Source organism: Secundilactobacillus pentosiphilus, from assembly GCF_002217985.1.
Lineage (GTDB): Bacteria > Bacillota > Bacilli > Lactobacillales > Lactobacillaceae > Secundilactobacillus > Secundilactobacillus pentosiphilus.
Genome location: NZ_BCMI01000006.1, coordinates 18,940 through 42,988 on the forward strand (window position 1 = coordinate 18,940; position 24,049 = coordinate 42,988).

General features: G+C 45.8%; 23 protein-coding genes. All 23 read left to right on the forward strand.

What is annotated here, in order from left to right:
• The first annotated feature begins 41 nt into the window (after positions 1–41).
• The 23 genes from ftsL (at position 42) to recD2 (ending at position 24,045) form a co-directional block, all read left to right on the forward strand.
• Positions 42–422: a cell division protein FtsL gene (ftsL, locus tag CES81_RS04360; protein WP_089088580.1), complete on the forward strand. Its 381-nt coding sequence runs from the start codon at positions 42–44 to the stop codon at positions 420–422.
• Entirely contained in the window at positions 419–2,566 is a 2,148-nt protein-coding gene (locus tag CES81_RS04365; RefSeq protein WP_089088579.1) for a penicillin-binding transpeptidase domain-containing protein, read from the forward strand. The genes ftsL and CES81_RS04365 overlap by 4 nt, the downstream gene beginning before the upstream one ends.
• A gap of 31 nt (positions 2,567–2,597) precedes the next feature.
• Positions 2,598–3,557 (forward strand): phospho-N-acetylmuramoyl-pentapeptide-transferase, encoded by a 960-nt coding sequence (gene mraY, locus CES81_RS04370; protein ID WP_089120837.1) that lies wholly within the window; start codon positions 2,598–2,600, stop codon positions 3,555–3,557.
• Between the two features lie 43 nt (positions 3,558–3,600).
• Positions 3,601–4,983: a UDP-N-acetylmuramoyl-L-alanine--D-glutamate ligase gene (gene murD, locus CES81_RS04375; protein WP_089088577.1), complete on the forward strand. Its 1,383-nt coding sequence runs from the start codon at positions 3,601–3,603 to the stop codon at positions 4,981–4,983.
• Positions 4,983–6,083 carry an undecaprenyldiphospho-muramoylpentapeptide beta-N-acetylglucosaminyltransferase gene (murG, locus tag CES81_RS04380; protein ID WP_089120838.1) on the forward strand — a complete coding sequence of 367 codons (1,101 nt, stop codon included), beginning with the start codon at positions 4,983–4,985 and terminating at the stop codon, positions 6,081–6,083. The genes murD and murG overlap by 1 nt, the downstream gene beginning before the upstream one ends.
• A 13-nt stretch (positions 6,084–6,096) precedes the next feature.
• Positions 6,097–6,933 carry a cell division protein FtsQ/DivIB gene (locus CES81_RS04385; protein WP_089120839.1) on the forward strand — a complete coding sequence of 279 codons (837 nt, stop codon included), beginning with the start codon at positions 6,097–6,099 and terminating at the stop codon, positions 6,931–6,933.
• A 180-nt stretch (positions 6,934–7,113) separates the two neighbouring features.
• Positions 7,114–8,436, forward strand: coding sequence for a cell division protein FtsA (gene ftsA / locus CES81_RS04390; RefSeq protein WP_089120840.1), 1,323 nt, complete (start codon positions 7,114–7,116; stop codon positions 8,434–8,436).
• Between the two features lie 24 nt (positions 8,437–8,460).
• Positions 8,461–9,705 carry a cell division protein FtsZ gene (gene ftsZ / locus CES81_RS04395; protein ID WP_089120841.1) on the forward strand — a complete coding sequence of 415 codons (1,245 nt, stop codon included), beginning with the start codon at positions 8,461–8,463 and terminating at the stop codon, positions 9,703–9,705.
• A gap of 45 nt (positions 9,706–9,750) precedes the next feature.
• Positions 9,751–10,197 carry a cell division protein SepF gene (locus CES81_RS04400; RefSeq protein WP_089088572.1) on the forward strand — a complete coding sequence of 149 codons (447 nt, stop codon included), beginning with the start codon at positions 9,751–9,753 and terminating at the stop codon, positions 10,195–10,197.
• A gap of 11 nt (positions 10,198–10,208) precedes the next feature.
• The gene (locus tag CES81_RS04405; RefSeq protein ID WP_263849967.1) at positions 10,209–10,493 is read left to right on the forward strand and encodes a YggT family protein; all 285 of its coding nucleotides are present in this window, start codon (positions 10,209–10,211) and stop codon (positions 10,491–10,493) included.
• 15 nt (positions 10,494–10,508) lie between these two features.
• The gene (locus CES81_RS04410) at positions 10,509–11,291 is read left to right on the forward strand and encodes a YlmH family RNA-binding protein (RefSeq protein ID WP_089120842.1); all 783 of its coding nucleotides are present in this window, start codon (positions 10,509–10,511) and stop codon (positions 11,289–11,291) included.
• Between the two features lie 23 nt (positions 11,292–11,314).
• Positions 11,315–12,022: a DivIVA domain-containing protein gene (locus CES81_RS04415; protein ID WP_089120843.1), complete on the forward strand. Its 708-nt coding sequence runs from the start codon at positions 11,315–11,317 to the stop codon at positions 12,020–12,022.
• A 270-nt stretch (positions 12,023–12,292) separates the two neighbouring features.
• Entirely contained in the window at positions 12,293–15,097 is a 2,805-nt protein-coding gene (ileS, locus tag CES81_RS04420) for an isoleucine--tRNA ligase (RefSeq protein ID WP_089120844.1), read from the forward strand.
• A 303-nt stretch (positions 15,098–15,400) separates the two neighbouring features.
• Positions 15,401–15,631, forward strand: coding sequence for a cold-shock protein (locus CES81_RS04425; RefSeq protein ID WP_089120845.1), 231 nt, complete (start codon positions 15,401–15,403; stop codon positions 15,629–15,631).
• A 30-nt stretch (positions 15,632–15,661) separates the two neighbouring features.
• Positions 15,662–16,213 (forward strand): NUDIX hydrolase, encoded by a 552-nt coding sequence (locus tag CES81_RS04430; protein WP_089088567.1) that lies wholly within the window; start codon positions 15,662–15,664, stop codon positions 16,211–16,213.
• On the forward strand, positions 16,214–16,522 hold the full coding sequence (locus CES81_RS04435; RefSeq protein ID WP_089120846.1) for a hypothetical protein: 309 nt from the start codon (positions 16,214–16,216) through the stop codon (positions 16,520–16,522).
• 24 nt (positions 16,523–16,546) lie between these two features.
• Positions 16,547–17,233, forward strand: coding sequence for a 5'-methylthioadenosine/adenosylhomocysteine nucleosidase (locus CES81_RS04440; RefSeq protein ID WP_089120847.1), 687 nt, complete (start codon positions 16,547–16,549; stop codon positions 17,231–17,233).
• 21 nt (positions 17,234–17,254) lie between these two features.
• Positions 17,255–18,418, forward strand: a complete 1,164-nt coding sequence (locus CES81_RS04445) for a cysteine desulfurase family protein (RefSeq protein WP_089088564.1) — start codon at positions 17,255–17,257, stop codon at positions 18,416–18,418.
• Position 18,419: 1 nt separating this feature from the next.
• Positions 18,420–18,767 carry a DUF1831 domain-containing protein gene (locus tag CES81_RS04450; RefSeq protein WP_089088563.1) on the forward strand — a complete coding sequence of 116 codons (348 nt, stop codon included), beginning with the start codon at positions 18,420–18,422 and terminating at the stop codon, positions 18,765–18,767.
• A gap of 105 nt (positions 18,768–18,872) precedes the next feature.
• Positions 18,873–19,997 carry a tRNA 2-thiouridine(34) synthase MnmA gene (gene mnmA / locus CES81_RS04455; RefSeq protein ID WP_089120848.1) on the forward strand — a complete coding sequence of 375 codons (1,125 nt, stop codon included), beginning with the start codon at positions 18,873–18,875 and terminating at the stop codon, positions 19,995–19,997.
• Positions 19,998–20,115: 118 nt separating this feature from the next.
• On the forward strand, positions 20,116–20,775 hold the full coding sequence (locus tag CES81_RS04460; protein ID WP_089120849.1) for a histidine phosphatase family protein: 660 nt from the start codon (positions 20,116–20,118) through the stop codon (positions 20,773–20,775).
• Between the two features lie 12 nt (positions 20,776–20,787).
• A complete protein-coding gene (locus CES81_RS04465; RefSeq protein ID WP_089120850.1) occupies positions 20,788–21,501 on the forward strand; it encodes a tetratricopeptide repeat protein in 714 nt (237 codons plus the stop codon).
• Between the two features lie 21 nt (positions 21,502–21,522).
• Positions 21,523–24,045 (forward strand): SF1B family DNA helicase RecD2, encoded by a 2,523-nt coding sequence (recD2, locus tag CES81_RS04470; RefSeq protein ID WP_225356345.1) that lies wholly within the window; start codon positions 21,523–21,525, stop codon positions 24,043–24,045.
• The last annotated feature ends 4 nt before the right edge of the window (positions 24,046–24,049 follow it).

The following is a 24,049-nucleotide window of genomic DNA, read 5'->3' on the forward strand; positions in this document are numbered from 1 at the left end:
ATGATGATTTAATATTTTAAGGGATAGGATGATGATTAAGTATGGCTCAGAATAATTTAGCGACTCAGTTTCAACCGCAAGCGCTTCCGAAACAACCAGCAGTACCACTACATAGTCATTCAAAACGGGTTGTTAGCACACCGAAAGCACTGCCGGTTTCTAAATTTGAAAAATGTCTGTTAGCAGTTGGGGGGCTGATGCTAGTCGGAATGATGCTGCTGTTAGTCAGCACTAAGATTGGTGTCTCAAATGCACAGCAGCATTTACAAGATGTTAATAGTCAGATAACTAGTCTTGAGAATAAGAACACCAGCGATCGTCAAACCATTAACGAATTAATGAACCGTTCTAGATTAGAAAAAGTTGCTAAGCAGAACGGCATGACACTTTCAAACAGTAAAGTAAGGAATGTGAATAAATGAAACAATCACCTAAACGAACGGTGACTAGCAAACAAGTGCGACGTAATCAGCGGGTTTTTGGACGAAGCCTGTTGGTCCTCTTCACCTTCGCACTCGTGCTATTCATTGGTCGTTTTTCTTATATTGCGATTGGCAAGAACGTCCAAGACGTGAATTTAAGTTCCCAAGCCAAAAAGCTGTACACGGCTAACCGTACCTTGAAGGCGCAGCGGGGCACGATTTACGATGCCTCAAATCAGCCAATTGCTGAGGATACCAGTACCTATTCGCTCTATGCAGTTTTAGACAAAAGTCAGCGAACGGTTGCTGGTAAACCGATGTACGTGACAAACAAGATCAAAACGGCGCGCGTCTTGTCCAAGTACCTGCCGATCAGTCAAAAAAGGGCTTTAGCTTATCTTACACCCAGTAATTCAAAGGCTTTCCAAGTTGAATTCGGAGCTGCGGGTCAAAACGTTTCCTTAACGACGAAACAAAAAATTGACCGGGCGCACTTGACCGGGTTAACGTTTGTTCAACGGCAAGCTCGTTTGTACCCTAATGGCGTATTTGCTTCTCACTTGATTGGTAATGTCACGTCTACCGCTAAGGGACAGTTAGTCGGTACAATGGGGATTGAAGGAGCTGATAACGACCTGCTGAAGGGGAATGACGGGTTTAAAAAAGTGAGTCAGGATAACAACGGCTACCAAATTCCCGGTGCTAATCAGGAAGCTAAAAAGCCGCGTAACGGCGATAACGTGTACACAACTCTGGATAGCAGACTGCAGACCTTACTAGAAACGCAAATGACGTCGTTGCAGAACAAGACGCACGCAAAGACCATGAATGCGGTGTTGATGAATGCTAAAACGGGGGCTATTGTAGCTGCAACTCAGCGGCCGACCTTTAATCCGCAAACGGGTGAAGGCTTAAATTCCGTTTGGCGAAATACGCTGATTCAGGATGCCTATGAACCTGGTTCGACCATGAAAGTCTTTACCATGGCGGCCTCTATTGACAGTGGCCACTATAACGGTAACGCAACTTATCAATCTGGCCGTTATGAAATTGGGGGTCGTACCGTACCGGACTGGAATCCTGGCGGCTGGGGGACAATCACCTACAATAAGGGGTTCGCACTTTCTAGTAACGTTGCTATGGCACACCTAGAACAGCAAATGGGTGCGGCGACGTGGAAAAAATATATTAAAAGATTTAAATTTTTACGGCCGACTAACTTCGGCTTACCCGGCGAGCAAGGTGGCAGTATTGCCTTTAATCATACGATTGAACAGGCAAATACGGCATTCGGACAAGGGATTCAGGTCACTGCAATTCAAATGATGCAGGGGTTATCTGCAATCGGGAATAATGGTAAAATGTTAAAGCCTTACCTTGTTCGCAAAGTCGTTGATCCAAACACCGGCAAAGTTGTCAAAGCGTACCGTCCGCAGGTGGTTGGTCACCCCATTTCAGCTGCCACGGCGAAATCAGTTCGCGGTCACATGGAAGATGTGGTGTACAAAAAGTACGGCATCGGGTCTGATTATAAGATCAAGGGGATCCGAATCGCGGCAAAGACTGGTACTGCACAAGTGAGTGATGGTAAATCGGGCTATTTAAACGGTGATAACAGTTACCTTTATTCAGTTGCTGGTATGGCACCAGCCAAACACCCGAAGTATATTATGTACATGACCATGAAGCAGCCCACGCTACCCGGGACAGAAACGCCTACGCAGTTGATGGCGGACGTTTTTAAACCCGTGATGAAGCGGGCCCTGCAGGAGGATACTTCTTCGGGTGCTGATCAGGCTTCGGATAAAATGCTGTCCTACGTTAACCGATCAGTTTCAGGAAGTAAGAGTGATCTGGTTTCTAAGGGGTATAAAGTAACCGTGATTGGTGACGGCAACCGGGTTTTAAAACAGTCGCCAATATCCGGACAAGTCTTAATGTCTCACCAACGGGTGATTTTAATGACTAGCGGTACCCCTAAGATGCCGAACTTAACCGGCTGGTCAGCCAGTGATGTTTTACGGCTGGGTAAAATGCTTGGATTGAACGTTTCAACGAAGGGTAATGGATTTGTGACAAAGCAAAGTATTACTGTTGGCAAGCAGGTGAGTCAATCTGATAAGCTAACGGTTCATTTAAAGTAACTCACTTTCGTGGGTATAAGAGGAGAAAGTCATGAGCTCGGTTTTATCGTTTCTAATTAGTTTTGTGATTACTGCGGCGTTTTTACCTGCATTGATCCGTTATTTTCGTGCTAAACACGAAGGCCAAATGATTCGTGAAGAGGGGCCTTCCTGGCACGAAAAAAAGTCAGGCACACCCACTATGGGGGGCTTGATGTTTATTTTGGCAATTATTGTGGCTACTCTGATTGCCGGTTTTATCTATGGCCAACTGAATCCAGTGGCGTTGATTTTATTGTTTATTTTGATTTTATACGGACTGTTAGGGATGTGGGACGATTCCATTAAACTTTTCCGGCGCCAAAATGAGGGGCTGAAAGCCTGGCAGAAATTACTGGGACAGATCATTGGCGGTGCGGTCTTCTTTGCGGTTTACCTGCATGAAGGGCTGCCGTTATTGCTGAAGTTACCGGGATTAGGCGCAGTTCATTTAGGTCTGTTTGGATACTTCTTGTTTATTTTGTTCTGGCTGGTTGGCTTCTCTAATGCGGTGAACTTAACCGATGGGTTAGACGGATTGGTAGCTGGAGTGGCTTCCATTTCGTTTATTGCTTACGGGATCATTGCCTACCACCAGCACCAAGATAACGTGGCAATGTTCTGCTTAGCAGTGGTCGGCGGTTTGCTGGCGTTCTTGATTTACAACCACAAGCCTGCCAAAATCTTTATGGGCGACATGGGGTCTCTAGCATTAGGCGGTGCCTTAGCTGCGGTCTCAATTTTGGTGCACCACGAAGTATCACTGTTATGGATCGGCTTGATTTACGTGATCGAAACGGCAAGTGTGATCCTACAGGTCCTGTCGTTTAAGACAACTGGGAAGCGAATCTTTTTAATGTCGCCAATTCATCATCATTTTGAGATGAAGGGCTGGAGCGAGTGGCGCATTGATATCACGTTCTGGTGTATTAGTGCGGTAACAGCAATTACCGGTATTTGGGTAATGTGGTAATTTTTTGGAGAACAATAGAAATTAAATAGGTGGCGGACAAGGTATGAAGCGAATCAAAACGTATGAGGGTAAACGAGTGATCGTTGTCGGTTTAGCTAAGAGTGGTTTGAATGCGGCACGACTGCTAAAAAAATTAGGTGCTGAGGTCACGGTCAGTGATCAGCAGCCCTTAGAAAAAAATTCGGAAGCGCAAGAATTGCAGGCTGAAGGCGGCTACACCATTTTGACGGGTGAACAGGATCCTTCCCAACTGGATGCCGGATTTGATTTAATGGTTAAAAATCCGGGCATCCCTTATGATGTCCCGTTGATAAAGGCGGCGACCGAAGCTAAGCTGCCAATTATTACCGAAATTGAACTTGCTAGTGAGATCGCGGATGCAGAATTAATTGCGGTCACGGGCAGTAACGGTAAAACGACAACGACGACCATGATCACCAAGATGATGAATCAGGAACGGCAAACAGGCAAGAGTGCGTACGCGGGTAACATCGGTGTGCCAGCCTCGCAGGTGGCCCAAAAGCTGACGGATCAGGATACCATGGTGATGGAAGTCTCCAGCTTCATGCTGCTGGGGACCACTCAGTTTCACCCGCATATTGCCGTTCTAACGAACATTTTCGCTAATCACCTTGATTATCACAAAACCCGTGAAAACTACGTTCGGGCTAAAATGCGGATTACCCAGAATCAAACGGCTGATGACTACTTTGTCGTTAACTTTGATTCGGAGGAACTCGTTGGCTTAAGCCAGCAAAGCAAGGCACAAGTGGTGCCATTTTCGCGTTTAGCGAAGAGTAAAGATGGCGCATACGAATCAGATGGTGTGCTTTATTACAAAGATGAGCCAATTATGGCTGCGGCAGACGTTAAGGTGCCGGGTGACCATAATATTGAAAACGCACTAGCGGCAATTGCAGTGGCCAAAATTGAGGGCCGTTCCAGCGAAGCGATTAAACACGTTTTAACAACGTTTAGCGGCGTTCGTCACCGGACACAGTACGTCCTGACAAGTGAAGGCCGGCAGTTTTATAACGACTCTAAAGCGACTGATATCGAAGCGACGGAGATGGCTTTAAAGGGCTTTAAGGTGCCGGTTGTGCTTTTAGCCGGTGGCTTGGACCGCGGTTACACCTTTGAACGGTTAGTGCCCTTCTTTAAAAAACACGTCAAGGCCGTTGTTTTGTTTGGCGAGACGAAGAATTTGCTGGCGGATGCTGCCAAGAAGGCTGGCATCAAGCAAATCAAGTTTGTTGAAAACGCCGAAGCCGGTGTTCCCGTTGCTTACCAGTTAAGTGCCGCTGGTGACATTATTCTCTTGTCGCCAGCCAACGCCAGTTGGGATCAGTACCCGAACTTTGAAGTCCGTGGTGACCGATTTATTAAAGCCGTTGAAGAATTAACCGGCAAAAAGGAGGAGAACTAATGCGATTGATGGTTTCTGGCGGCGGTACGGGTGGCCATATTTACCCCGCGCTTGCGGTGATTAATGAATTAAAACGACAGGATCCGGATGCGGAAGTGCTTTACGTTGGTTCTCATCGAGGAATCGAAAGTACGATTGTGCCGGACCTTGGGATTCCTTTTAAGGCAATGACGATTCAGGGTTTTAAACGCTCGTTGTCACTGGAAAATTTCAAAACCGTCTACTTGTTTTTAAAGAGCGTTCACCAGTCTAAAAAACTGATCCGTTCGTTTAAACCAGACGTGGTCTTGGGCACTGGCGGGTATGTATCTGGTGCCGTTTTGTATGCCGCAGCTAAGCTGCATGTGCCAACGGTGATTCACGAACAAAACAGCGTGGTGGGCATGACGAACAAGTTTTTGAGCCGCTACGTGAACAAAATTGCCATTAACTTTGAGGATGCCCGTTCACAGTTTCCGGCTGACAAAGTTGTGATGACGGGTAACCCGCGGGCACAAGAAGTGGCAAACATCGAAAGCCATTTCAGCTTATCGACGTTTAACTTAAAGGACGGCGTACCAACGATTATGGTCGTTGGCGGTAGTCAGGGGGCTTTAAAGCTGAATAAAGTGATGGTTAATTCGTTACCTGAACTAGCTAAGAAAGCCTATCAAGTTGTCTTTGTTACCGGCCCCAAGCGGTATGATGACGTTATGAGCCAAGTTCATCAGATGGCTTCCGCTGATAACATTTCGATTCAATCGTACATCAGCAATATGCCGGAGGTGCTGCCGAAGCTGGCTGGCGTCGTTGGCCGTTCCGGAGCAACGACGCTGGCAGAATTAACGGCCTTAGGTGTTCCTTCGATTCTGATCCCCAGTCCGTACGTGACTGCGGATCATCAGACCAAAAACGCCATGAGCTTGGTAAACGCCAATGCTGCGTTAATGATCAAGGAATCAGACTTAACGAGTCAAACGCTGGTTTCTGCGATGGACGAGCTGATGACCGATGATACTAAACGAGCAGCAATGGCTGCCGCTGCCAAGAAACTTGGTAAGCCGAAAGCTGCTACAGAAATGCTGGCACTTTTGAAAGAAGTCAGCCAGTCGTCGTTATAGGGGTGAGTGCAAGATGAAGTTTAAAATCAACCGGGGAAAATCAAAGCAGCACGTTGAGCGCACGCCATGGGAAAAATACCAGTCTGAAAAGCGGCAGCGTGCTGCTAAAAAGACCAACCGCGTTCAGCGAATTGGCGCTAAATTACCACGGTTGAAACAGCAAAAGCATCGTCGTCTTGCACAGCGAATGGGCCTTTTAATTGGAATTTTTGGCGTTATTTTACTTGTTTCGGGTTACTACGTTTCACCGTTAAGTCATATTGGCCGGATCAACGTGGTTGGCAATAAGGTGTTATCCAAACAACAGATGATCAGGGTTAGCGGGATTAACCGCGGCGACTCGATTTATCGCGTTGTGGGGAAGGAACAAAAGTTAGCAAAGCGGGTTAAAGCTAATACGCCGCGTGTTAAGCAAGTCTCGTTTTCCGTTGCCCATTTTAACCAGCTGACTATTCGGGTCAAAGAGCATGCCACTGCCGGTTTCGTACCGGCGAACGGGTACTACCGGGTGGCACTGTGCAGCGGCGTCATCTCAAAGGAACGTCAAAAGCAGCCAACGGGGAGTTACCCGGTTTATAATAAATTTAACTCGCGTCGGCAGCTTTCATTGATGATTCAGCAGTATGCTAAACTACCGACAAAGATTCAAACCGGGATTTCAGAAATTCAATTTTCACCTACCAAGGCGAATCCGCAGCGAGTTCACTTATACATGAACGATGGTAATGAAGTGTATGCGTCAATCCCAACCTTTGCCAGTAAAATGGCTTACTATCCTAGTATTGCCGCAAAGATGTCTCACAAGGGCGTCGTTAATTTAGAAGTCGGTGCTTATTCTTATTCGTTTTAAGGGGAATAAACCAGACTATTCCAGTGTTGGTGAAAACGTTTTAGTTTTTCGCCGTTGATTACCTAATATCGGTGTAAGTATGCCTTTTTTAACGAGTAGTGTTTGTGGTAAACTGAAAGGTAAATTAAGACTTTTTCAAGAGAATTCATCAAATCGAAATCAGAGGAGGTTCCTGCTACTATGGATATTTCAGGCATGTATGTAGGACTTGATATTGGAACAACCTCAATTAAAGTCATCGTGGCAGAATATTTAGAGGGACAACTGAACGTATTGGGTGTCGGTAATGAACGTGCAGCTGGACTGAGTCGTGGCGTGATTGTGGATATTGACAAGGCAAGTGAAGCAATCAAGCGTGCGGTAAAGGCAGCTGAAGAAAAAGCCAGCATTCAAATTCACGATGTGATTGTGGGTATTTCGGCAAATATGTTAAAAATCGAACCCGTAACAGGGATGATTGCTATTGGCGATCAGGCGCGTGAAATCACCGATCAAGACGTAAGGGACGTTGCATCGGCTGCTATCATTCAAAATTTACCGCCGGAACGAGAAATTGTTAACCTCGTACCAGACGAATTTATCGTCGATGGTTTCGATGGTATCAAGGACCCGAGATCAATGGTTGGTGTTCGTTTAGAAATGAATGGGATGCTCTTTACTGGGCCGAAGACAATCGTACATAACACTAAAAAAGCGGTTGAACAGGCTGGGTTGAATGCACAACTGGCAGTAGTCAGTCCAATTGCTCAAGGCTTAAGTATCTTAAGTGATGGTGAGCAGGACTTCGGGACCGTCCTTCTTGATTTGGGTGGCGGACAAAGTACTGCTGCTGTCATTCATGATCACCGTCTGAAGTTTGCAGAGGTTGATCCTGAAGGCGGCGATTACATTACCAAAGATATTTCGGTTGTTTTGAACACCTCGATCGAAAACGCGGAAAAATTAAAGCGGAATTACGGTTTTGCCGATTCATCACGTGCTTCTGAAGATAATCAATTTCCCGTTGACGTGGTTGGTCAAAGCAGACCCACTGATATTTCGGAGAAGTATTTAGCAGAAATTATTGAAGCTCGGTTAATGCAGATCTTCGGGAAACTGAAAAAACATTTAGATGCCACTAATGCTTTGTCATTGCCAGGTGGTATCGTATTGACCGGGGGCGTTGCTGCGCTTCCGGGAATCACCGACCTCGCACAGGATGTTTTCGATGTGCCGGTCAGAGTTTCAATACCTGATCAAATGGGTCTGCGTCATCCTTCGTTCACTCAGGCACTGTCACTGGTTAATTACCGGGGGCAAATGAGTGAAGTTGCTTTGCTGGTTCAGTCGGCTTTAGCTGGTAATAATCAACTTGCGTCACAAGTTAAATCACAGCCAGAACCGGAACAGTCAGTCGAAGTGAGTGACACCCAACATTCTAAAACGACTCAAAGTCGTAGTAATAAGCCGAAGAAACAACGTGGACAGGGAATCAAAAAGTTTTTCACTGACTTTTTTGATTAGCCCGAATACTGGAGGGATTTAAAAATGGAATTTTCTTTAGATTCAACACAAAACCGAGGCGCCAATATTAAAGTGATTGGTGTTGGCGGCGGTGGCGGTAACGCCGTTAACCGAATGATTACAGAAGACGTTAAGGGTGTCGAATACATTGTTGCTAATACTGATGTCCAAGCGCTAGAAGCTTCCAAGGCCGAGACTAAAATTCAATTAGGACCAAAATTAACCCGCGGATTAGGCGCTGGCTCTAATCCAGAAGTTGGTTCTAAAGCAGCTCAGGAAAGTGAAGACCAAATTAGCGAAGCGCTAGCTGGTGCTGATATGGTCTTTGTCACTGCCGGTATGGGCGGCGGAACCGGGAATGGTGCCGCACCGATCATTGCCAAACTGGCTAAGGAGCAGGGCGCATTGACTGTGGGTGTGGTTACGCGTCCATTTACCTTTGAAGGGCCTAAGCGTTCCCGTTACGCGGCTGAGGGCGTTGCGGCAATGAAGGAAAGCGTGGATACGCTGATCGTAATTGCCAACAACCGGCTCCTTGAAATTGTTGATAAGAAAACGCCAATGATGGAAGCCTTCCAAGAAGCCGATAACGTTCTTCGTCAAGGAGTTCAAGGAATTTCCGACTTGATCACCAGTCCCGGCTATGTCAACTTGGACTTTGCTGACGTGAAGACGGTCATGCAAGATCAAGGGGCCGCACTGATGGGTGTGGGTTCCGCAAACGGTGAAAACCGGACGGAAGATGCTACTAAGAAAGCCATTTCTTCGCCATTGCTTGAAGTTTCAATTGATGGTGCTGATCAAGTGCTGCTGAACATTACCGGTGGGCCTGACTTATCCTTATTTGAAGCCCAGTCAGCTTCTGAAATCGTTTCACAATCGGCTACCAGCGATGTCAACATTATTTTTGGGACATCAATTGACGAGAACCTCGGTGATGAAGTTCGCGTTACCGTAATTGCAACCGGAATCGACAAAAAGAAGCGGTCAGCTAAGACCCGTACAGCACGTCGTTTATCTGACGATTCTACACCAGTGAACGATTCGCATCGCAAAGAAAACGATAGCCAAATGGATAATTTTAATTCTGATCAAGGTGATCAAAGCCAAGGGTCAACGGAATCTCGGCGTCCAGATACCGGCGAATTTGACGGTGTTTCAAAACCGGATTTCAGTGTCTTTAATAACGACGATTCATCAAACGCAACCGATGATGACACTGGTTTGGACACCCCGCCATTCTTCAAGCACCGTCGTAAAAACGACTAGTGTTCCGGCAATTAATCCCGATAAATAGCGAAAGGAGCGTTTTTCATGGGAAAGTTTAGTATGAGTCGCTTTTTTGGCATGGATGATAATTACGAAGAAGATGCTGAAGCATCCCAAGACACTCAGCAACAGGCGGCTGATGAGTCAATTGCGCATGATCTGCATCAGCGACATAATGACAATAAAGTTGTGTCGTTAAATGCGCCTCGTGCAGCTGCTAGTCAATCCAGCAAGATTTCGTTGTTTGAACCTCGGCTTTATGCGGATGTTCAAGATATCGCTAAACAACTGCTGAATCAGCAGGCAGTGATTGTGAATTTTGGTCGGATTGATGATGACAATGCTCGGCGAATCGTTGATTTTTTGACGGGTACCGTGTTCGCTATTGATGGTGATATTGAACGTATTGGGGATGCCATTTTCCTGTGCACGCCCAAGAATTTTGAAATTACCGGGGATCTTTCAGCTACCTTAGGTAAGAAACTGAAGTAAGGAGTGAGTATTTGGTCGCTTTTGTGACGTTCGTTTTTTGGTTATTAAGTAAGGCAATTGACCTGTATATGATGGCGATTGTCGTCTATGCGTTATTGAGCTGGTTCCCAGGAGCTTATCAAACCAAGCTGGGGCAGTTTTTAGGTGCAATTGTTGAACCTTTTCAACGCTGGTTTAACTTTGCAACCATTGGTATGATTGGTTTTGCACCATTGGTAGCCATCTTTGTGCTTGGTATTGTCCGTAGCGGATTAGTGTACCTTGAACAAATTGTTTTTAGACTTATGGGAATGTAGTAGGAGGAGTTAGCTTTGGCTGATCGCATCGCGCAGCATTTTCGGGCAGAAGAAGCACCCTTTATTGAAAGTGCAACGGGTTGGATTCAACAGGCCAGTGATGAATATCGGCCAATTTTAACCCATTTTTTAAATCCGAGACAGCAGTATATTTTATCAACGTTAGTGAATAGTGATTCAGACCTGAAGCTTAAGTTCCAGGGGGGTTATTCTGGTGCAGAGATGTGCCGAGCCTTCATCTTTCCGGATTACGTTGATCCAGCTGGCCTTGACTTTGAAATCAACTTATTTGACATTGATTACCCAAGAAAGTTTACCCAACTTCAACATGGTCAGATTCTGGGCTCTGTATTGGGTGCGGGAATTGACCGTAACGTCCTCGGTGATATCATCACTGATGGTGATCACTGGCAGTTTTTTATCACTACCGATATGAGTCGCTACGTTGTTTCTCAAGTTGATCGAATGGGAAAAATCAAAGTTCGGTTGAATCAAATAGAACTGACAGATCACCTCGCACCGATAGATGCTTGGGAGGAGGAGAGTACAACACTTTCCTCGACGCGACTTGATAACGTTGTAGCAACCGGCTTTCATTTATCAAGACACCACGCCAAAGAGTTAATAGAAGCCGGTCGAGTTCAACTGAATTGGAACGATTTTGATCGACCAGACTACCAGCTGGAACATCAAGATATTATTTCAGTTCGCGGCTTCGGCCGTGTGAGATTAACCAGTGTTAACGGCGTGACTAAAAAGGATAAATTGAAGGTCACACTGGCAGTGCTGCATAAATAATTGCAATCGGGGAGGAACAAGTTATGGTACTTAGCCCATTAGACATTCATAATAAAGAGTTTTCAACAAAGTTACGGGGATACAATGTTGATGAAGTTAATGATTTTTTAGAGCAGATCATTAAGGATTATCAGATCACTTTGGATCAGAATAAGAAACTGACTGATCAATTATCTTCTGCTGAAGAAAAGCTGAAATACTTCAATGATTTGAAAGATTCTTTAAATCAATCGATCATTGTGGCTCAAGAGGCAGCTGATAAAGTGAAAGCCAATTCGCAAAAAGAAGCCGAGATCATCAATCAGGAAGCGCAAAAGCAAGCAACTGATACGGTGAGCGAAGCGACGGATAAAGCAAACCAGTTGATCTCTGAAGCTTCAAAGCGTGCTCAAAACCTTGCCGTTGAAACGGATGACTTGAAGAAGAGCACCCGCGTTTTCCGGCAACGGCTGCAAGTGATGCTTGAAAGCCAGTTGGCAGAAATCAAGAGTGACAGCTGGGATAATCTGCTTAAAGATGATGGTTCATCAACCTATGATGAAATTCAGGATGCCATTAAACGAAACAAGCTTGACAACGGGAATGATGATGGCGTAAACTCGACTTCACAGGCAGATGATCAAACTGATTCTTCAGATGAGATCTATGACGCTGACCAGCCAGTTGATCCAGATAAGGATCCCGAGGCTGAAACAGTGGTTATTTTCCCAGATGATGACTCTAAGCAATAGCCTGCAGTAAACTTTAAAGCGGTATGGAGAACAGAAAGCATAGCAGCAAGTTTCAGAGAGCCGGTGCAATGGTGGAAATCCGGTAACCCCTGCTGATATGCAGATCATCTTCTAGCTGTCTGACTGAAACGTAAGTCAGAACGGGTCGGCTCCGTTAACGGCTAAGATAAGAGCGTTATTGATTCTAAAATTGGGTGGTACCACGAAGACTTCGTCCCTTGGGTGAGGTCTTTTTTTATACCATCTAATAAATTTGAGGAGGGACCCTAATTGCGGGTAAAAGACACACTGAACTTGGGTAAAACTAAGTTTAAAATGCGCGGTAACTTACCAGTCAAAGAAGTTGAACGTCAAAAAGCTTGGGCTGATAATAAAGTATACCAATTAAGACAAAAATTAAACGAAGGTAAGCCGACGTTTATCTTACACGATGGCCCACCATACGCTAACGGTGACATTCACATGGGTCATGCGTTGAACAAGATTTCTAAAGATTTCATTGTTCGTTACAAGTCAATGAACGGTTTCCGGGCACCATACGTTCCCGGCTGGGATACTCACGGACTCCCAATCGAACAAAAGTTGACGCAACAGGGCTATGACCGCAAGAAGATGTCAACGGTTGAATTCCGAAAATTATGTCGGAAGTACGCTTTAGAACAAGTTGACCGTCAACGTGAAGAGTTCAAACGTTTAGGTGTCACTGGTGACTGGGATAACCCATATTTGACACTAAAGCCAGAATTTGAAGCACAAGAAGTTCGGGTCTTTGGTGCGTTTGCAAAGCGCGGCTTGATTTTCAAGGGTAAGAAACCGGTCTTTTGGTCATGGTCATCTGAGTCAGCAATGGCTGAAGCTGAAGTTGAATACCATGATGTGACTTCACCTTCAGCCTTCTTTGCCGAACAAGTTGTCGATGGTAAGGGCGTCTTAGAGAACGGCAATACATACATGGTTGTTTGGACAACGACGCCATGGACGATCCCAGCTTCAGAAGGGATTACAATTGACGCTACCTTTGATTATTCCGTGGTTCAACCTAAGGGTGAAGACCGGAAATTCGTTTTGGCAACTGAATTGGTTGACACCTGTGCCGAAAAATTCGGCTGGGAAGACGTTAAGACACTTAAAACGGTTAAGGGTAAGGATCTCGATCGCGTTTTGGCGCAACATCCCTTCTACCCTGACCGTAAATTAGTCACCATGCTGGGTAACTTTGTTACGCTGGATGCTGGTACTGGCCTTGTTCATACCGCTCCTGGTTTTGGTGAAGATGACTTTTACGTTGGTAAAGAATATGATCTGCCGATTTTAGTACCAGTTGATGATAAAGGCTACATGACAAGTGAAGCCGGTCCTGACTTTGAAGGCGTCTTCTATGATGATGCTAATAAGATCGCGCTGGATAAGTTAAAGGCAGCTAACCTGCTATTAGACTACATGCCATACGAACATAGCTACCCATTCGACTGGCGGACTAAAAAGCCGGTCATCTTCCGGGCAACGCCGCAATGGTTTGCTTCAGTGGATAAGATGCGTGATGAAATCCTTGATGCGATTGATGACGTGACGTTCTACCCGAGCTGGGGCAAGAAGCGTTTGCACAACATGATTGCCGACCGTGGTGACTGGGTCATTTCACGGCAGCGTGTCTGGGGTGTGCCGCTACCAATCTTCTACGGTGAAGATGGTGAAGCAATTATTACACCAGAAACGATCGAACACGTAGCGCAATTATTTGGGAAGTACGGTTCAGACGTTTGGTTTGCACGGGATGCCAAAGATTTGTTGCCCGAAGGCTTTACATCACCGCATTCACCAAACGGTAAGTTTACGAAGGAAACCGACATTATGGACGTCTGGTTTGATTCCGGTTCGACCCATCAGGGTGTGCTGGTTGAACGCCCAGAACTCGAGTATCCCGCTGACCTTTACCTTGAAGGTTCTGATCAATACCGTGGCTGGTTTAATTCTAGTGTTATCACTAGTGTTGCCGTTTCTGGACACGCACCATACAAGGCGGTACTGTCACAAGGCTTTACCCTCGATGGTCAAGGCCACAAGATGAGCAAGTCTTTGGGCAACACAATTGCACCTGCTGAAGTGATCAAAAAGATGGGAGCTGAAATTGTCCGCTTGTGGGTTGCTTCTGTTGATAGCAGTGCCGATGTACGGGTTTCAATGGACGCTTTCACGAAGACTTCTGATGCTTACAAGAAGATCAGAAACACCATGCGTTATATGCTGGCTAACACGACTGACTTTGATCCTAAGACTAATGCCGTGCCAGTAGAAGAGCTAGCCTCTGCAGATAAGTACATGCTGGCACAGTTTAACCGGTTTGTTGAAAGTATTAAAGGCCACTATGATAACTATGATTTCTTGGATATTTACAAGGAATTGATGAACTTCGTGATTTCGGACCTGTCTGCTTTCTACTTGGACTTTGCTAAGGATATCTTATACATTGATGCTAAGGACAGCCACTCACGCCGTTCGATGCAAACCGTACTTTACGATATCGCAGCGGGCATGACTAAACTGTTGACACCAATTCTGCCGCACACAGCAGAAGAGATTTGGCCATTCTTAAAGGAGCCTGAAGATTACGCTCAATTAGCTGAGATGCCAACTGTTCAACACTTTAATAACGAAGATCAGCTGGTTGCTGACTGGGATGCGTTCATGGAATTACGTTCTGACGTTTTGAAGGCGTTGGAAGAAGCCCGTGATCAAAAACTGATTGGTAAGGCTTCTGAAGCCAAACTGACATTATACTTGGATGACAAGCAGACTAAGCTCTTGTCTGACTTAGATACTGATGTGCGTCAGGTATTGTTAGTTTCTGGTTTAACGGTTGCGTCAATGGCTGATGCACCAGCCGATGCTGAAAACTTCAATGATGGTGTTGCCATCGTTGTTGCTAAAGCAGATGGTGAAGTTTGTGAACGTTGTCGGATGACCCGTGAAACGGTTGGTGACGACAAAGATTACCCTCATTTCTGTGACCGTTGCGCTAAGATAGTGCGCAAGGAATTCCCAGAAACTGTGGGTGTTACCTTCGACGAAAAATAAACTTGTTTTAGAATAGGAACGAGAATGAGACAAAACCGATTGTCTCTTTCCCGTTCTTTTTTTACTTCGGAGGCTTCAGGTTAGCCCTTTTTTCTGAATAGTTGGGCTATCCGGGTATCGTTACCTTGATTTAAATAGGTCTGGTAGTTTAGAATAATAAACGAGTTATTTCATAAATGTCACATTTTGGGTGGCATATTTACGGCAATATGTGATGGATTTGAATTGACGCTGCTTATTTTTCAAGAAAAATGATGCTGATAAGGTAATGATTAATGAACTTAACTTGAATGGAGTGGCAGTATGATTAAGGGAACAGTAGAACGTTACAACGAACAAAGTGGTTTTGGTTTCATTAAAAGTCAAGCTGGGGAATCAGTTTTCGTTCACTACACAGGAATTGAAATGGGCGGTTTCAAAAAACTGACACCGGGACAAGAAGTTGAATTTGTCATTGTTGAAGGGCAAAAGGGACCTCAAGCTGCGCGGGTACGTCCAGTTTCGAAAACCAATGAATCGGATTCACAAGAATAGCTCAGATATTGATTCATAAAGGATGATTACATGGATTTGGAAGAAAAAGTTGTCGCACATGAAGATATTTATGACGGTGCAATCATTAACGTTGAACGTCAAACGGTTGAATTGCCCAATGGTGAAAAGGCTCATCGTGAAATCGTTCATCATTCGGGTGCCGTGGCGATAATGGCAATTACAGCGGAAAACAAAATGATTTTGGTGCGTCAATGGCGCTCACCAATTGGGCGTACCACGCTGGAGATTCCGGCGGGAAAACTCGATTCACGTGATGGTGACGACCCGAAACACGCTGCTGTTAGGGAACTGAACGAAGAAATCCGCCTGCATCCCAGCCACTTAGAACGATTGACGGGTTTTTATTCCTCAGTGGGTTTTTCAGATGAATACATGACGCTATACTTAGCAACTGATCTCCAGCCCGTTCAATCAGAGCTGCCCCGTGATAAGGGTGAGAATTTAAATATTCGTGCTTATTCATTAGATGAACTAAAAACAATGGTGGCTAACGGGGAAATTGAAGATGCTAAAACAGTGATGGCCGTTTGGCGGTTTGAACTGATAGCGATGAAAAAGTAGGTGGAGCATATCGCATATCAAAATGATGAGCACCAGTCAGATAATGACGAGCAGCCTCTGAGTCGCAGTGCCTACCGAAAAGCACAACGCCAAAAGCAAGAGGCGTTTGACCGGCGCGACCGTGAACGGTTAAAAGCCGAAAAGCGTTACGCCAAAGAGCACAGTGAACCAGAGTATGCGCCTGAACAGCAAGAAGCGGTGGCAGCGGGTAAAATCAACCGGCTGAAACGCCGTTTAAATTGGGCCATTTTTTGGTTAATACTGGGGATTATCGCGGTCTTTTTGATCTTGTTTTTTGTTGAATTTTAACGCTAATAAAGTGAGGATAATATGATGAAATATGGTATCTTATGCGCCATGGACGAAGAAATTGAAACGTTGAAAAAAGCGCTGATCAACGAAAACGTCGTTGATATTTCCGGCGTGTCATTTTACGAAGGTACCATCAGTGACCAGGACGTTATTTTAGTTCGTTCTGGAATTGGTAAGGTTCAGGCTGGTCTAACAACTGCACTGCTGATTACTCAGTTTCACGTGGACGTTGTCATCAATTCAGGTTCAGCGGGCGGTATTGGTAAGGGTCTGCATGTTGGTGACGTGGTTTTGTCAACCCAAACGGCTTACCACGATGTTGATGCACGTGCTTTTGATTACGTTTATGGTCAATTGCCGCAACAGCCCGCTCGGTTTGACGCGGATAAAACGTGGGTTGCCCGGTTGGAAAAAGCTGCTGAATCGACAGGGCTCAACGTTAAAACGGGTCTGATCGTTTCTGGCGACCAATTTATTGCCAGCCATGAGGCGGTGGAACAGATCTTAAAACATTTTCCAGATGCTTTATCCAGTGAGATGGAAGGTGCCGCAGTGGGTCAGGTTGCCCATCAGTTCAACACACCTTACGTGGTCGTTCGGGCGATGTCTGACGTTGGTGATGAAAACGCCGGTGTCAGCTTTGACGACTTCATTGTTGAAGCTGGTAAACGCTCTGCTCAAATGTTATTGGCACTGTTTGCAGCTTAGAGTTTTAAAGGAGTTTTTAAAGTGAAAGAAATATACTTAGACAATGCAGCCACCACCCCGATTTCCGACGAAGTACTCGCCGAAATGACGGATAAGCTGCAAAACGTTTACGGAAATGCGTCAACATTGTATGGTTTGGGACGACAGGCACATACTGTACTAGAAAACAGCCGTCAAATTATTGCGGCCAGTATCAATGCAGATGAAGATGATATTATTTTCACCAGCGGCGGTACTGAAAGTGACAACACTGCCATTATCCAAACGGCGTACGCTCGTCAGTCGTTGGGGAAGCACATCATTACCACGGCAATTGAACACGAAGCAGTCTTAAAACCGTTGCACTATTTGGAACAACAGGGATTTGAAGTGACTTATTTACCGGTTGACGAAAACGGTCAGATCAGTTTGGACGACTTCAAGCATGCTTTGCGTGACGATACTATTCTGGTCACAATCATGACGGGCAATAACGAAGTGGGCTCCCATATGCCGATCCACGAAATCGGTGAACTGCTGAAGGATCACCAAGCGTGGTTCCATACGGATGCCGTTCAGGCCTATGGTTTACTGGATATTGACGTTAAGCGTGACCATATTGACATGTTATCTACGTCGGCTCACAAGATCAACGGCCCCAAAATGGTCGGCTTCCTGTACCGCAAAACGGGTATTAACTTCCCTAGCTTTGTTAAGGGTGGCGACCAGGAGGAAAAACGGCGTGCGGGTACCGAAAACGTCCCAGGGATCGCCGGCATGGCCGCAGCGGTCAAAACCCTTACGTCCGCAGAAAAGGCGCATCGGCAAGCTAAGTACTACCAGTTTAAGCAGGACATTGTTAAAGGATTAACGGATGCGGGGGTTGACTTTGAGGTTAACGGCTCACTGAGTAAAAACAACCTTCAGCACGTTCTTAACCTTTGGATCAAAGGGGTTTCAACCTACGTGATGCAAACCAACTTAGACTTAGCGGGTATCGCTATATCCGGCGGTTCCGCATGTACCGCCGGGTCAATTGAGCCGTCACACGTTTTGACAGCGATGTTTGGTTCTGATAGCCCCCGGATTTCAGAATCGATCCGGATCAGTTTTGGTCGTTATACGACTGAAGAAGATATTTCATCATTGGTAACAAATATTTCAAAAATTGTGTCTCGCGTAAAGGCACGCAGTGGGGTGAAGTAAGATGGCATTTGATAAAACAACTCAGTTACAAGGCGATGACCAAGCGTATACCATTAGTGACGGTATTAAGAAATTTTCACTAAGGGACGTGGGTTTTAACGAAAGTAAGAACGGCAGTTTTACGCTCAAACGCTCGCTGGATCCAACGTCACCTTACAGTGCGACCGTTGAGTTGAAAGTAACGGTTAATTCAGACCTAACGGGTTTTAAAATGGCAGCCGTCGCCGGTAATGGGTTACGGGAAGTTAATATTTTTAAAATGGAACGCAAAGATGCGTTTCTCGAGCAGTTTCACTACATTATGGAAAACTTGGCAGAGCGTGAGATCATTGTTCCTGTGGCGCACTAAACGCTTGCAATCACTGTGATTGGCGTGTATTATCATTTATACTGGATTTTTGCGACCTTCAACTCGTGGATTCTCCAGAATCTGTTATGAAGTGATGGTGATTTTATGCAAGACAACAGCCAAACGCGTGTGGTTGTCGGCATGAGCGGCGGGGTTGACTCGTCGGTTGTCGCACTGCGCCTAAAGCAGCAGGGCTATGACGTTGTCGGTGTGTTCATGAAAAACTGGGACGACACTGACGAAAACGGCGTCTGCACGGCTACTGAAGACTACAAAGACGTGGCTAAAGTTGCTGCTAAAATTGGAATTCCTTACTACTCAGTGAACTTCGAAAAGGAGTACTGGGACCGGGTCTTTACTTATTTCTTGGATGAGTACAAGAAGGGCCGGACCCCTAATCCTGATGTGATCTGTAATAAGGAAATCAAGTTTAAGGCGTTTTTAGACTATGCTTTGGATCTCGGTGCTGACTACATTGCAACTGGGCATTACGCTCAGTTAAACCGCGATGCTGATGGCCATATGCACTTAATGCGTTCGGTAGATACGAACAAGGATCAGACTTACTTCCTCAGTCAGCTTTCGACTGAACAGCTGGATCGCGTGATGTTTCCAATTGGCGACATTACTAAGCCAGAAGTTCGTCGAATCGCTGAAGAAGCTGGTCTGGCAACCGCTCACAAGAAGGATTCCGTTGGGATCTGTTTTATTGGTGAAAAGAACTTTAAGGGTTTTCTTGGCCACTATCTACCAGCTAAACCCGGCAAGATGATGACGGTTGACGGTGAAGTTAAGGGCGAACATGCCGGCTTGATGTACTATACCATCGGGCAGCGACGCGGTCTTGGTATCGGCGGTGACGGTGAGGATAACGAGCCTTGGTTTGTGATTGGCAAAGACTTAAAGAAAAACATTCTTTATGTCGGTAAGGGTTACCACAATCCGCACCTTTATGCCACCCACTTAGAAGCCTCAGATATTCACTGGGTCAATACCATTGATCGCGGTCAGGACTTCCGGGCAACCGCTAAGTTCCGTTACCGTCAGGTTGATACTGGCGTGACCGTTCATCTTTCTGATGACGGTCAAAAAGTAACCGTGGAATTTGATGATCCAGTTCGGGCAATCACACCCGGCCAAGCCGTCGTGTTTTACGACGGTCAGGAGTGCTTAGGAAGTGCCATTATTGACGCTGCCTACAGCAAGGAGCGTCAACTTCAATACGTCTAAACTGTGTCAAAACCAACTTGAGTTCGCCACTGAACTTGGGTTGGTTTTTTTGAGTTAACCTGTCATAATAGTACTGATTTAATTTTTCAAAACCATCGTCAGATAAGAGGGAAAAACATTGAGACTATTTTTTTTACGACATGGAAAAACCGAGTGGAACCTTGAATCCCGTTACCAGGGTGCTGGAGGTGATTCACCGCTCTTACCTGAAAGTTATGATGAAATCAAACAAGCAGGTGCTTATTTAAAACAGTTTAAATTTGCTCATATATATGCCAGTCCAATCAAGCGGGCACGGGATACGGCCAGTACCATCCGTCAGTATTTACCGGGAAGGCCAGCATTGAGTCTTTTAAGTCGGCTGGAAGAGTTTCACCTAGGTAAGATGGAAGGAATGCTCTTCAAAGAAGCACAATCCCGTTTTCCAGCAGAATTTGACGCGTTTCGCAACGCACCAGCTGACTACCGGCCAGTGGAAATCGGCGGGGAAAGTTTTCGGGAATTGATCGACCGGATGACACCAGCCATTCAAACCATTGTGAAAAATTATCCCAATGATGACCAAGACATACTGATCGTCAGTCACGGAGCCGCCTTAAACGCGGAGATCAACGCGCTGTTAGGGACACCTTTGGCTCATTTACGTGACCGCGGCGGCTTGAGCAATACCTCAACCACCATTTTGGAAACGCGTGATGCCGGTGCTCACTATCGTTTAGTGGCCTGGAATAAAACCGATTATTTAAAACGTAAACTTGATGCAACGGATACCATTTAGAGAGGCGACAACATGACTGAAACGGATAAGCAAGAAGCTGCGGCCCAAAAGGCTAAACGGGACGCAAAACAAAAAGAGTCAGAAAAATTGCTGCACCGGCTGATTCAAGAAATCGATGACGATCCCAACAACTATCATACCTACTATGATCTGGGCGCCTTATTGGTTGAACTTAAGAGCTACTCTCAGGCGGAAGAACTCATGATGAAGGCACTGGGGCTGTTCGCTGACAAGAGTCGCGCGGCCAAAGACACGTTAACGTATGGTCTGGGTAACGTGTACTACGAAGCTGGTGAATACCAAAAAGCCATTGAACAGTTCAATCAGGTTAAAGACTCGCAGCTGAAAAGCGATGCCTACATGATGCTGGCTCAAAGTTACATGGGTAATAACGACCATAAGACTGCGCTAGTATTTGCACTGACCGCGGCCGAGAATCATCAACAAGACCCCCAAGTCAATCAATTGATCGCGGATAACTTACTGGCAGTGGGCAGCTTTAAGGAAGCTGCAGAATATTATGATAAAGCTTTAGCCAGTGAACCTAAGAACGGCCACGCCCAGTTTGACCGGGGCATCGCTGCCGTGGTTATGGGCGAAGATGCTACCAAGTACTTTGAAAGAGCGAAGCAATTAGATCCTAAGTACTATGAAAAAGGGCAGGTGCGGTTAGCTGATATTCAAGCAGCCCTGACCAAAAAGAAAGATGATCAAAAGAAAGCGTAAGCTGAAAGTGGGATGAACGAAGTGGCCAGTGAAAAGATAAGTTTATTTGATGCGGAGCAACAACCACAGCAATCCTATATCGTGGGTACGGTAGCGGCTACCTTCTTTGAAAGTCCTGACAGTTTTTATAAGGTCTTGCTGGTAAAAGTGTCAGCCACCAACTTAAACTGGCACGGTGACGAAATCGTGGTGACGGGTAATTTTGCTGATGTAGCCGAAGAAATGCCGTACCGCTTTTTTGGTAAACTGGTCGATCATCCCAAGTACGGTCAGCAATTTCAGGCCGATAATTATCAAAATGAAGCCCCAACAACTAAGGAAGGCATCATTCAGTATCTTTCAGGGGATGACTTCCCGGGGTTAGGCAAGAAGACGGCCGAAAAAATCGTTGCTTTACTGGGTCTGACTGCAATCGATAAAATCAATCAAGATCCTTCAGTACTGGATCCGCTTAATTTAAAAACCGAAGTTAAACAGACTTTAATTGATAATTTAACCAGCAATAATGGTGTTGAACAAATTATTATTGGTCTCAACGGCTACGGCTTTGGCAGTCGGCTAGCCAGTGCCATTTTTGAACGGTATAAAGAAAAAACACTGCAGGTGATTCAGGAGAACCCGTATCAACTGGTTGAAGATATTAACGGTGTCAGTTTTAAACGTGCGGATCAAATTGCTGAACAGTTAGGCATTGGTACCCAGTCACCCCAACGAATTCAAGCTGGTTTGCTGCAAACGCTGAGTGAACTTGCGATGTCTGATGGCAATACGTTTACTAGCGCCGAGCCGTTGCTTAACGGGACCATTCGGCTGTTGCAGGAAAGCCGTAATGAAGCGGTCAATCCGCAGTTGATTGCTGATCAGCTGGTTGAACTGGGTAAAGAGCAAAAAGTTGTTGGCGAAGGTAACCGGATCTTCTTAAAGAGCCTTTATGATGCAGAATGGCAAGCGGCTGAACACCTCAACCGCATTTCACAAGCGTCTGACTTAGAGGCGTTTGATGACGCTGTCATTGAAAAACAAATGCGACTGGTTGAGCGAAACTTAGGGATCACCTACGATGAGTCGCAGGAGTCAGCGATTTTATCAGCTATTCAGTCCCACGTTTTCCTGCTGACTGGAGGACCAGGAACCGGTAAAACGACGATCATCAACGGCATCGTTAATTTGTACGCTAAGCTGCATGAGCTGTCGTTGGATATTAATCAGTATAAAGACAAACCCTTTCCAATCTTATTGGCGGCACCGACTGGCCGGGCTGCCAAACGGATGAGCGAGACGACCGGTTTGCCTGCCAGCACGATTCACCGCCTGTTAGGGTTAACCGGCCGGGAAAATAACGACGACGTTACGGCCAAAGACCTGGAAGGGGCTTTACTGATCGTAGATGAAATGTCGATGGTTGACATTTACCTGTTCCGGACGCTGCTTCGGGCAATTCCGGATACGATGCAGGTGGTTTTGGTCGGTGATAAAGATCAGCTGCCATCAGTTGGTCCCGGACAGGTTTTCTTTGACCTATTGAGCAGTCATCGTATAAAAGCGATGGAGCTGAATACGATTTACCGGCAAGATAATGATTCATCGATTATTCCGTTGGCTCACGATGTAAAAATGGGCCGTTTACCAGCTGATTTCACCCAAAATAAACCGGACAGATCGTTCATTCGCTGCAACGCCTACCAAATGCCTTCGGTGATTGAACAGATCGTTGGCAAAGCCAAAGAACGCGGATTCACAGCGGATGATTTTCAGGTATTAGCGCCGATGTATCGCGGTCCAGCCGGGGTAACGCGGTTAAATACGATTATTCAAGAAATCATGAATCCGCTAAGCGATACCCGCAAAAAGGAAGTTGAGTTTCGTGGCGAAAAATTCCGGATCGGCGATAAGGTCTTGCACCTGGTCAATAGTCCGGAAAACAACGTTTTTAATGGCGATATCGGCACCATCGTGGGGATCACCTTTGCTAAGGCGAAAGGGAATACGGATAAAGTCGATAAGCTCACGGTGGCCTTTGACCAAACGGAAGTCACGTATCCGCGAAACGAGTGGGATAAGCTGACGTTAGCGTACTGTACATCGATTCATAAGGCTCAGGGAAGTCAGTTTAAAATGGTGATCTTACCCATGGTCATGCAGTATTCACGCATGCTGCAGCGTAATTTACTATACACAGCGATTACCAGGGCTAAGTCGACGCTGATTTTACTGGGTGAACAGGGGGCGTTTGAACAAAGCGTTAAGCGCCAGTCAGTTAACCGTAATACAGCGTTAGTGGATCGGATCACGGCTACTATCAGTGATGTCCAGGAGTCTATTGCCGATCAGCAGGCGGCTGACAGACCAGCTCCCAAAAAGGCAGCCGATCAGTCAGCTAACGTACCGGCAGATTCAGCAGATCATGCCGAAACGCCGACTGATGATCAAGCACCAGCATTATTAAATGATGGCATCTTAACGATGTCGCTGGTTAGCAGCGGTCAAATCGATCCGATGATTGGAATGGGAAAAGTCACGCCAAAATCGTTTACTAACAAATAATGAT

Excerpts from the sequence above, each read along its gene's own strand:
- CES81_RS04385 (WP_089120839.1), top strand. The coding sequence starts at position 6,097 with ATGAAGTTTAAAATCAACCGGGGAAAATCAAAGCAGCACGTTGAGCGC.
- mnmA (WP_089120848.1), top strand. The coding sequence starts at position 18,873 with ATGCAAGACAACAGCCAAACGCGTGTGGTTGTCGGCATGAGCGGCGGG.
- CES81_RS04440 (WP_089120847.1), top strand. The coding sequence starts at position 16,547 with ATGAAATATGGTATCTTATGCGCCATGGACGAAGAAATTGAAACGTTG.
- murD (WP_089088577.1), top strand. The coding sequence starts at position 3,601 with ATGAAGCGAATCAAAACGTATGAGGGTAAACGAGTGATCGTTGTCGGT.
- ftsZ (WP_089120841.1), top strand. The coding sequence starts at position 8,461 with ATGGAATTTTCTTTAGATTCAACACAAAACCGAGGCGCCAATATTAAA.
- CES81_RS04450 (WP_089088563.1), top strand. The coding sequence starts at position 18,420 with ATGGCATTTGATAAAACAACTCAGTTACAAGGCGATGACCAAGCGTAT.
- CES81_RS04415 (WP_089120843.1), top strand. The coding sequence starts at position 11,315 with ATGGTACTTAGCCCATTAGACATTCATAATAAAGAGTTTTCAACAAAG.
- CES81_RS04430 (WP_089088567.1), top strand. The coding sequence starts at position 15,662 with ATGGATTTGGAAGAAAAAGTTGTCGCACATGAAGATATTTATGACGGT.
- CES81_RS04425 (WP_089120845.1), top strand. The coding sequence starts at position 15,401 with ATGATTAAGGGAACAGTAGAACGTTACAACGAACAAAGTGGTTTTGGT.
- ftsA (WP_089120840.1), top strand. The coding sequence starts at position 7,114 with ATGGATATTTCAGGCATGTATGTAGGACTTGATATTGGAACAACCTCA.
- ftsL (WP_089088580.1), top strand. The coding sequence starts at position 42 with ATGGCTCAGAATAATTTAGCGACTCAGTTTCAACCGCAAGCGCTTCCG.
- CES81_RS04465 (WP_089120850.1), top strand. The coding sequence starts at position 20,788 with ATGACTGAAACGGATAAGCAAGAAGCTGCGGCCCAAAAGGCTAAACGG.
- mraY (WP_089120837.1), top strand. The coding sequence starts at position 2,598 with ATGAGCTCGGTTTTATCGTTTCTAATTAGTTTTGTGATTACTGCGGCG.
- murG (WP_089120838.1), top strand. The coding sequence starts at position 4,983 with ATGCGATTGATGGTTTCTGGCGGCGGTACGGGTGGCCATATTTACCCC.
- CES81_RS04400 (WP_089088572.1), top strand. The coding sequence starts at position 9,751 with ATGGGAAAGTTTAGTATGAGTCGCTTTTTTGGCATGGATGATAATTAC.
- CES81_RS04365 (WP_089088579.1), top strand. The coding sequence starts at position 419 with ATGAAACAATCACCTAAACGAACGGTGACTAGCAAACAAGTGCGACGT.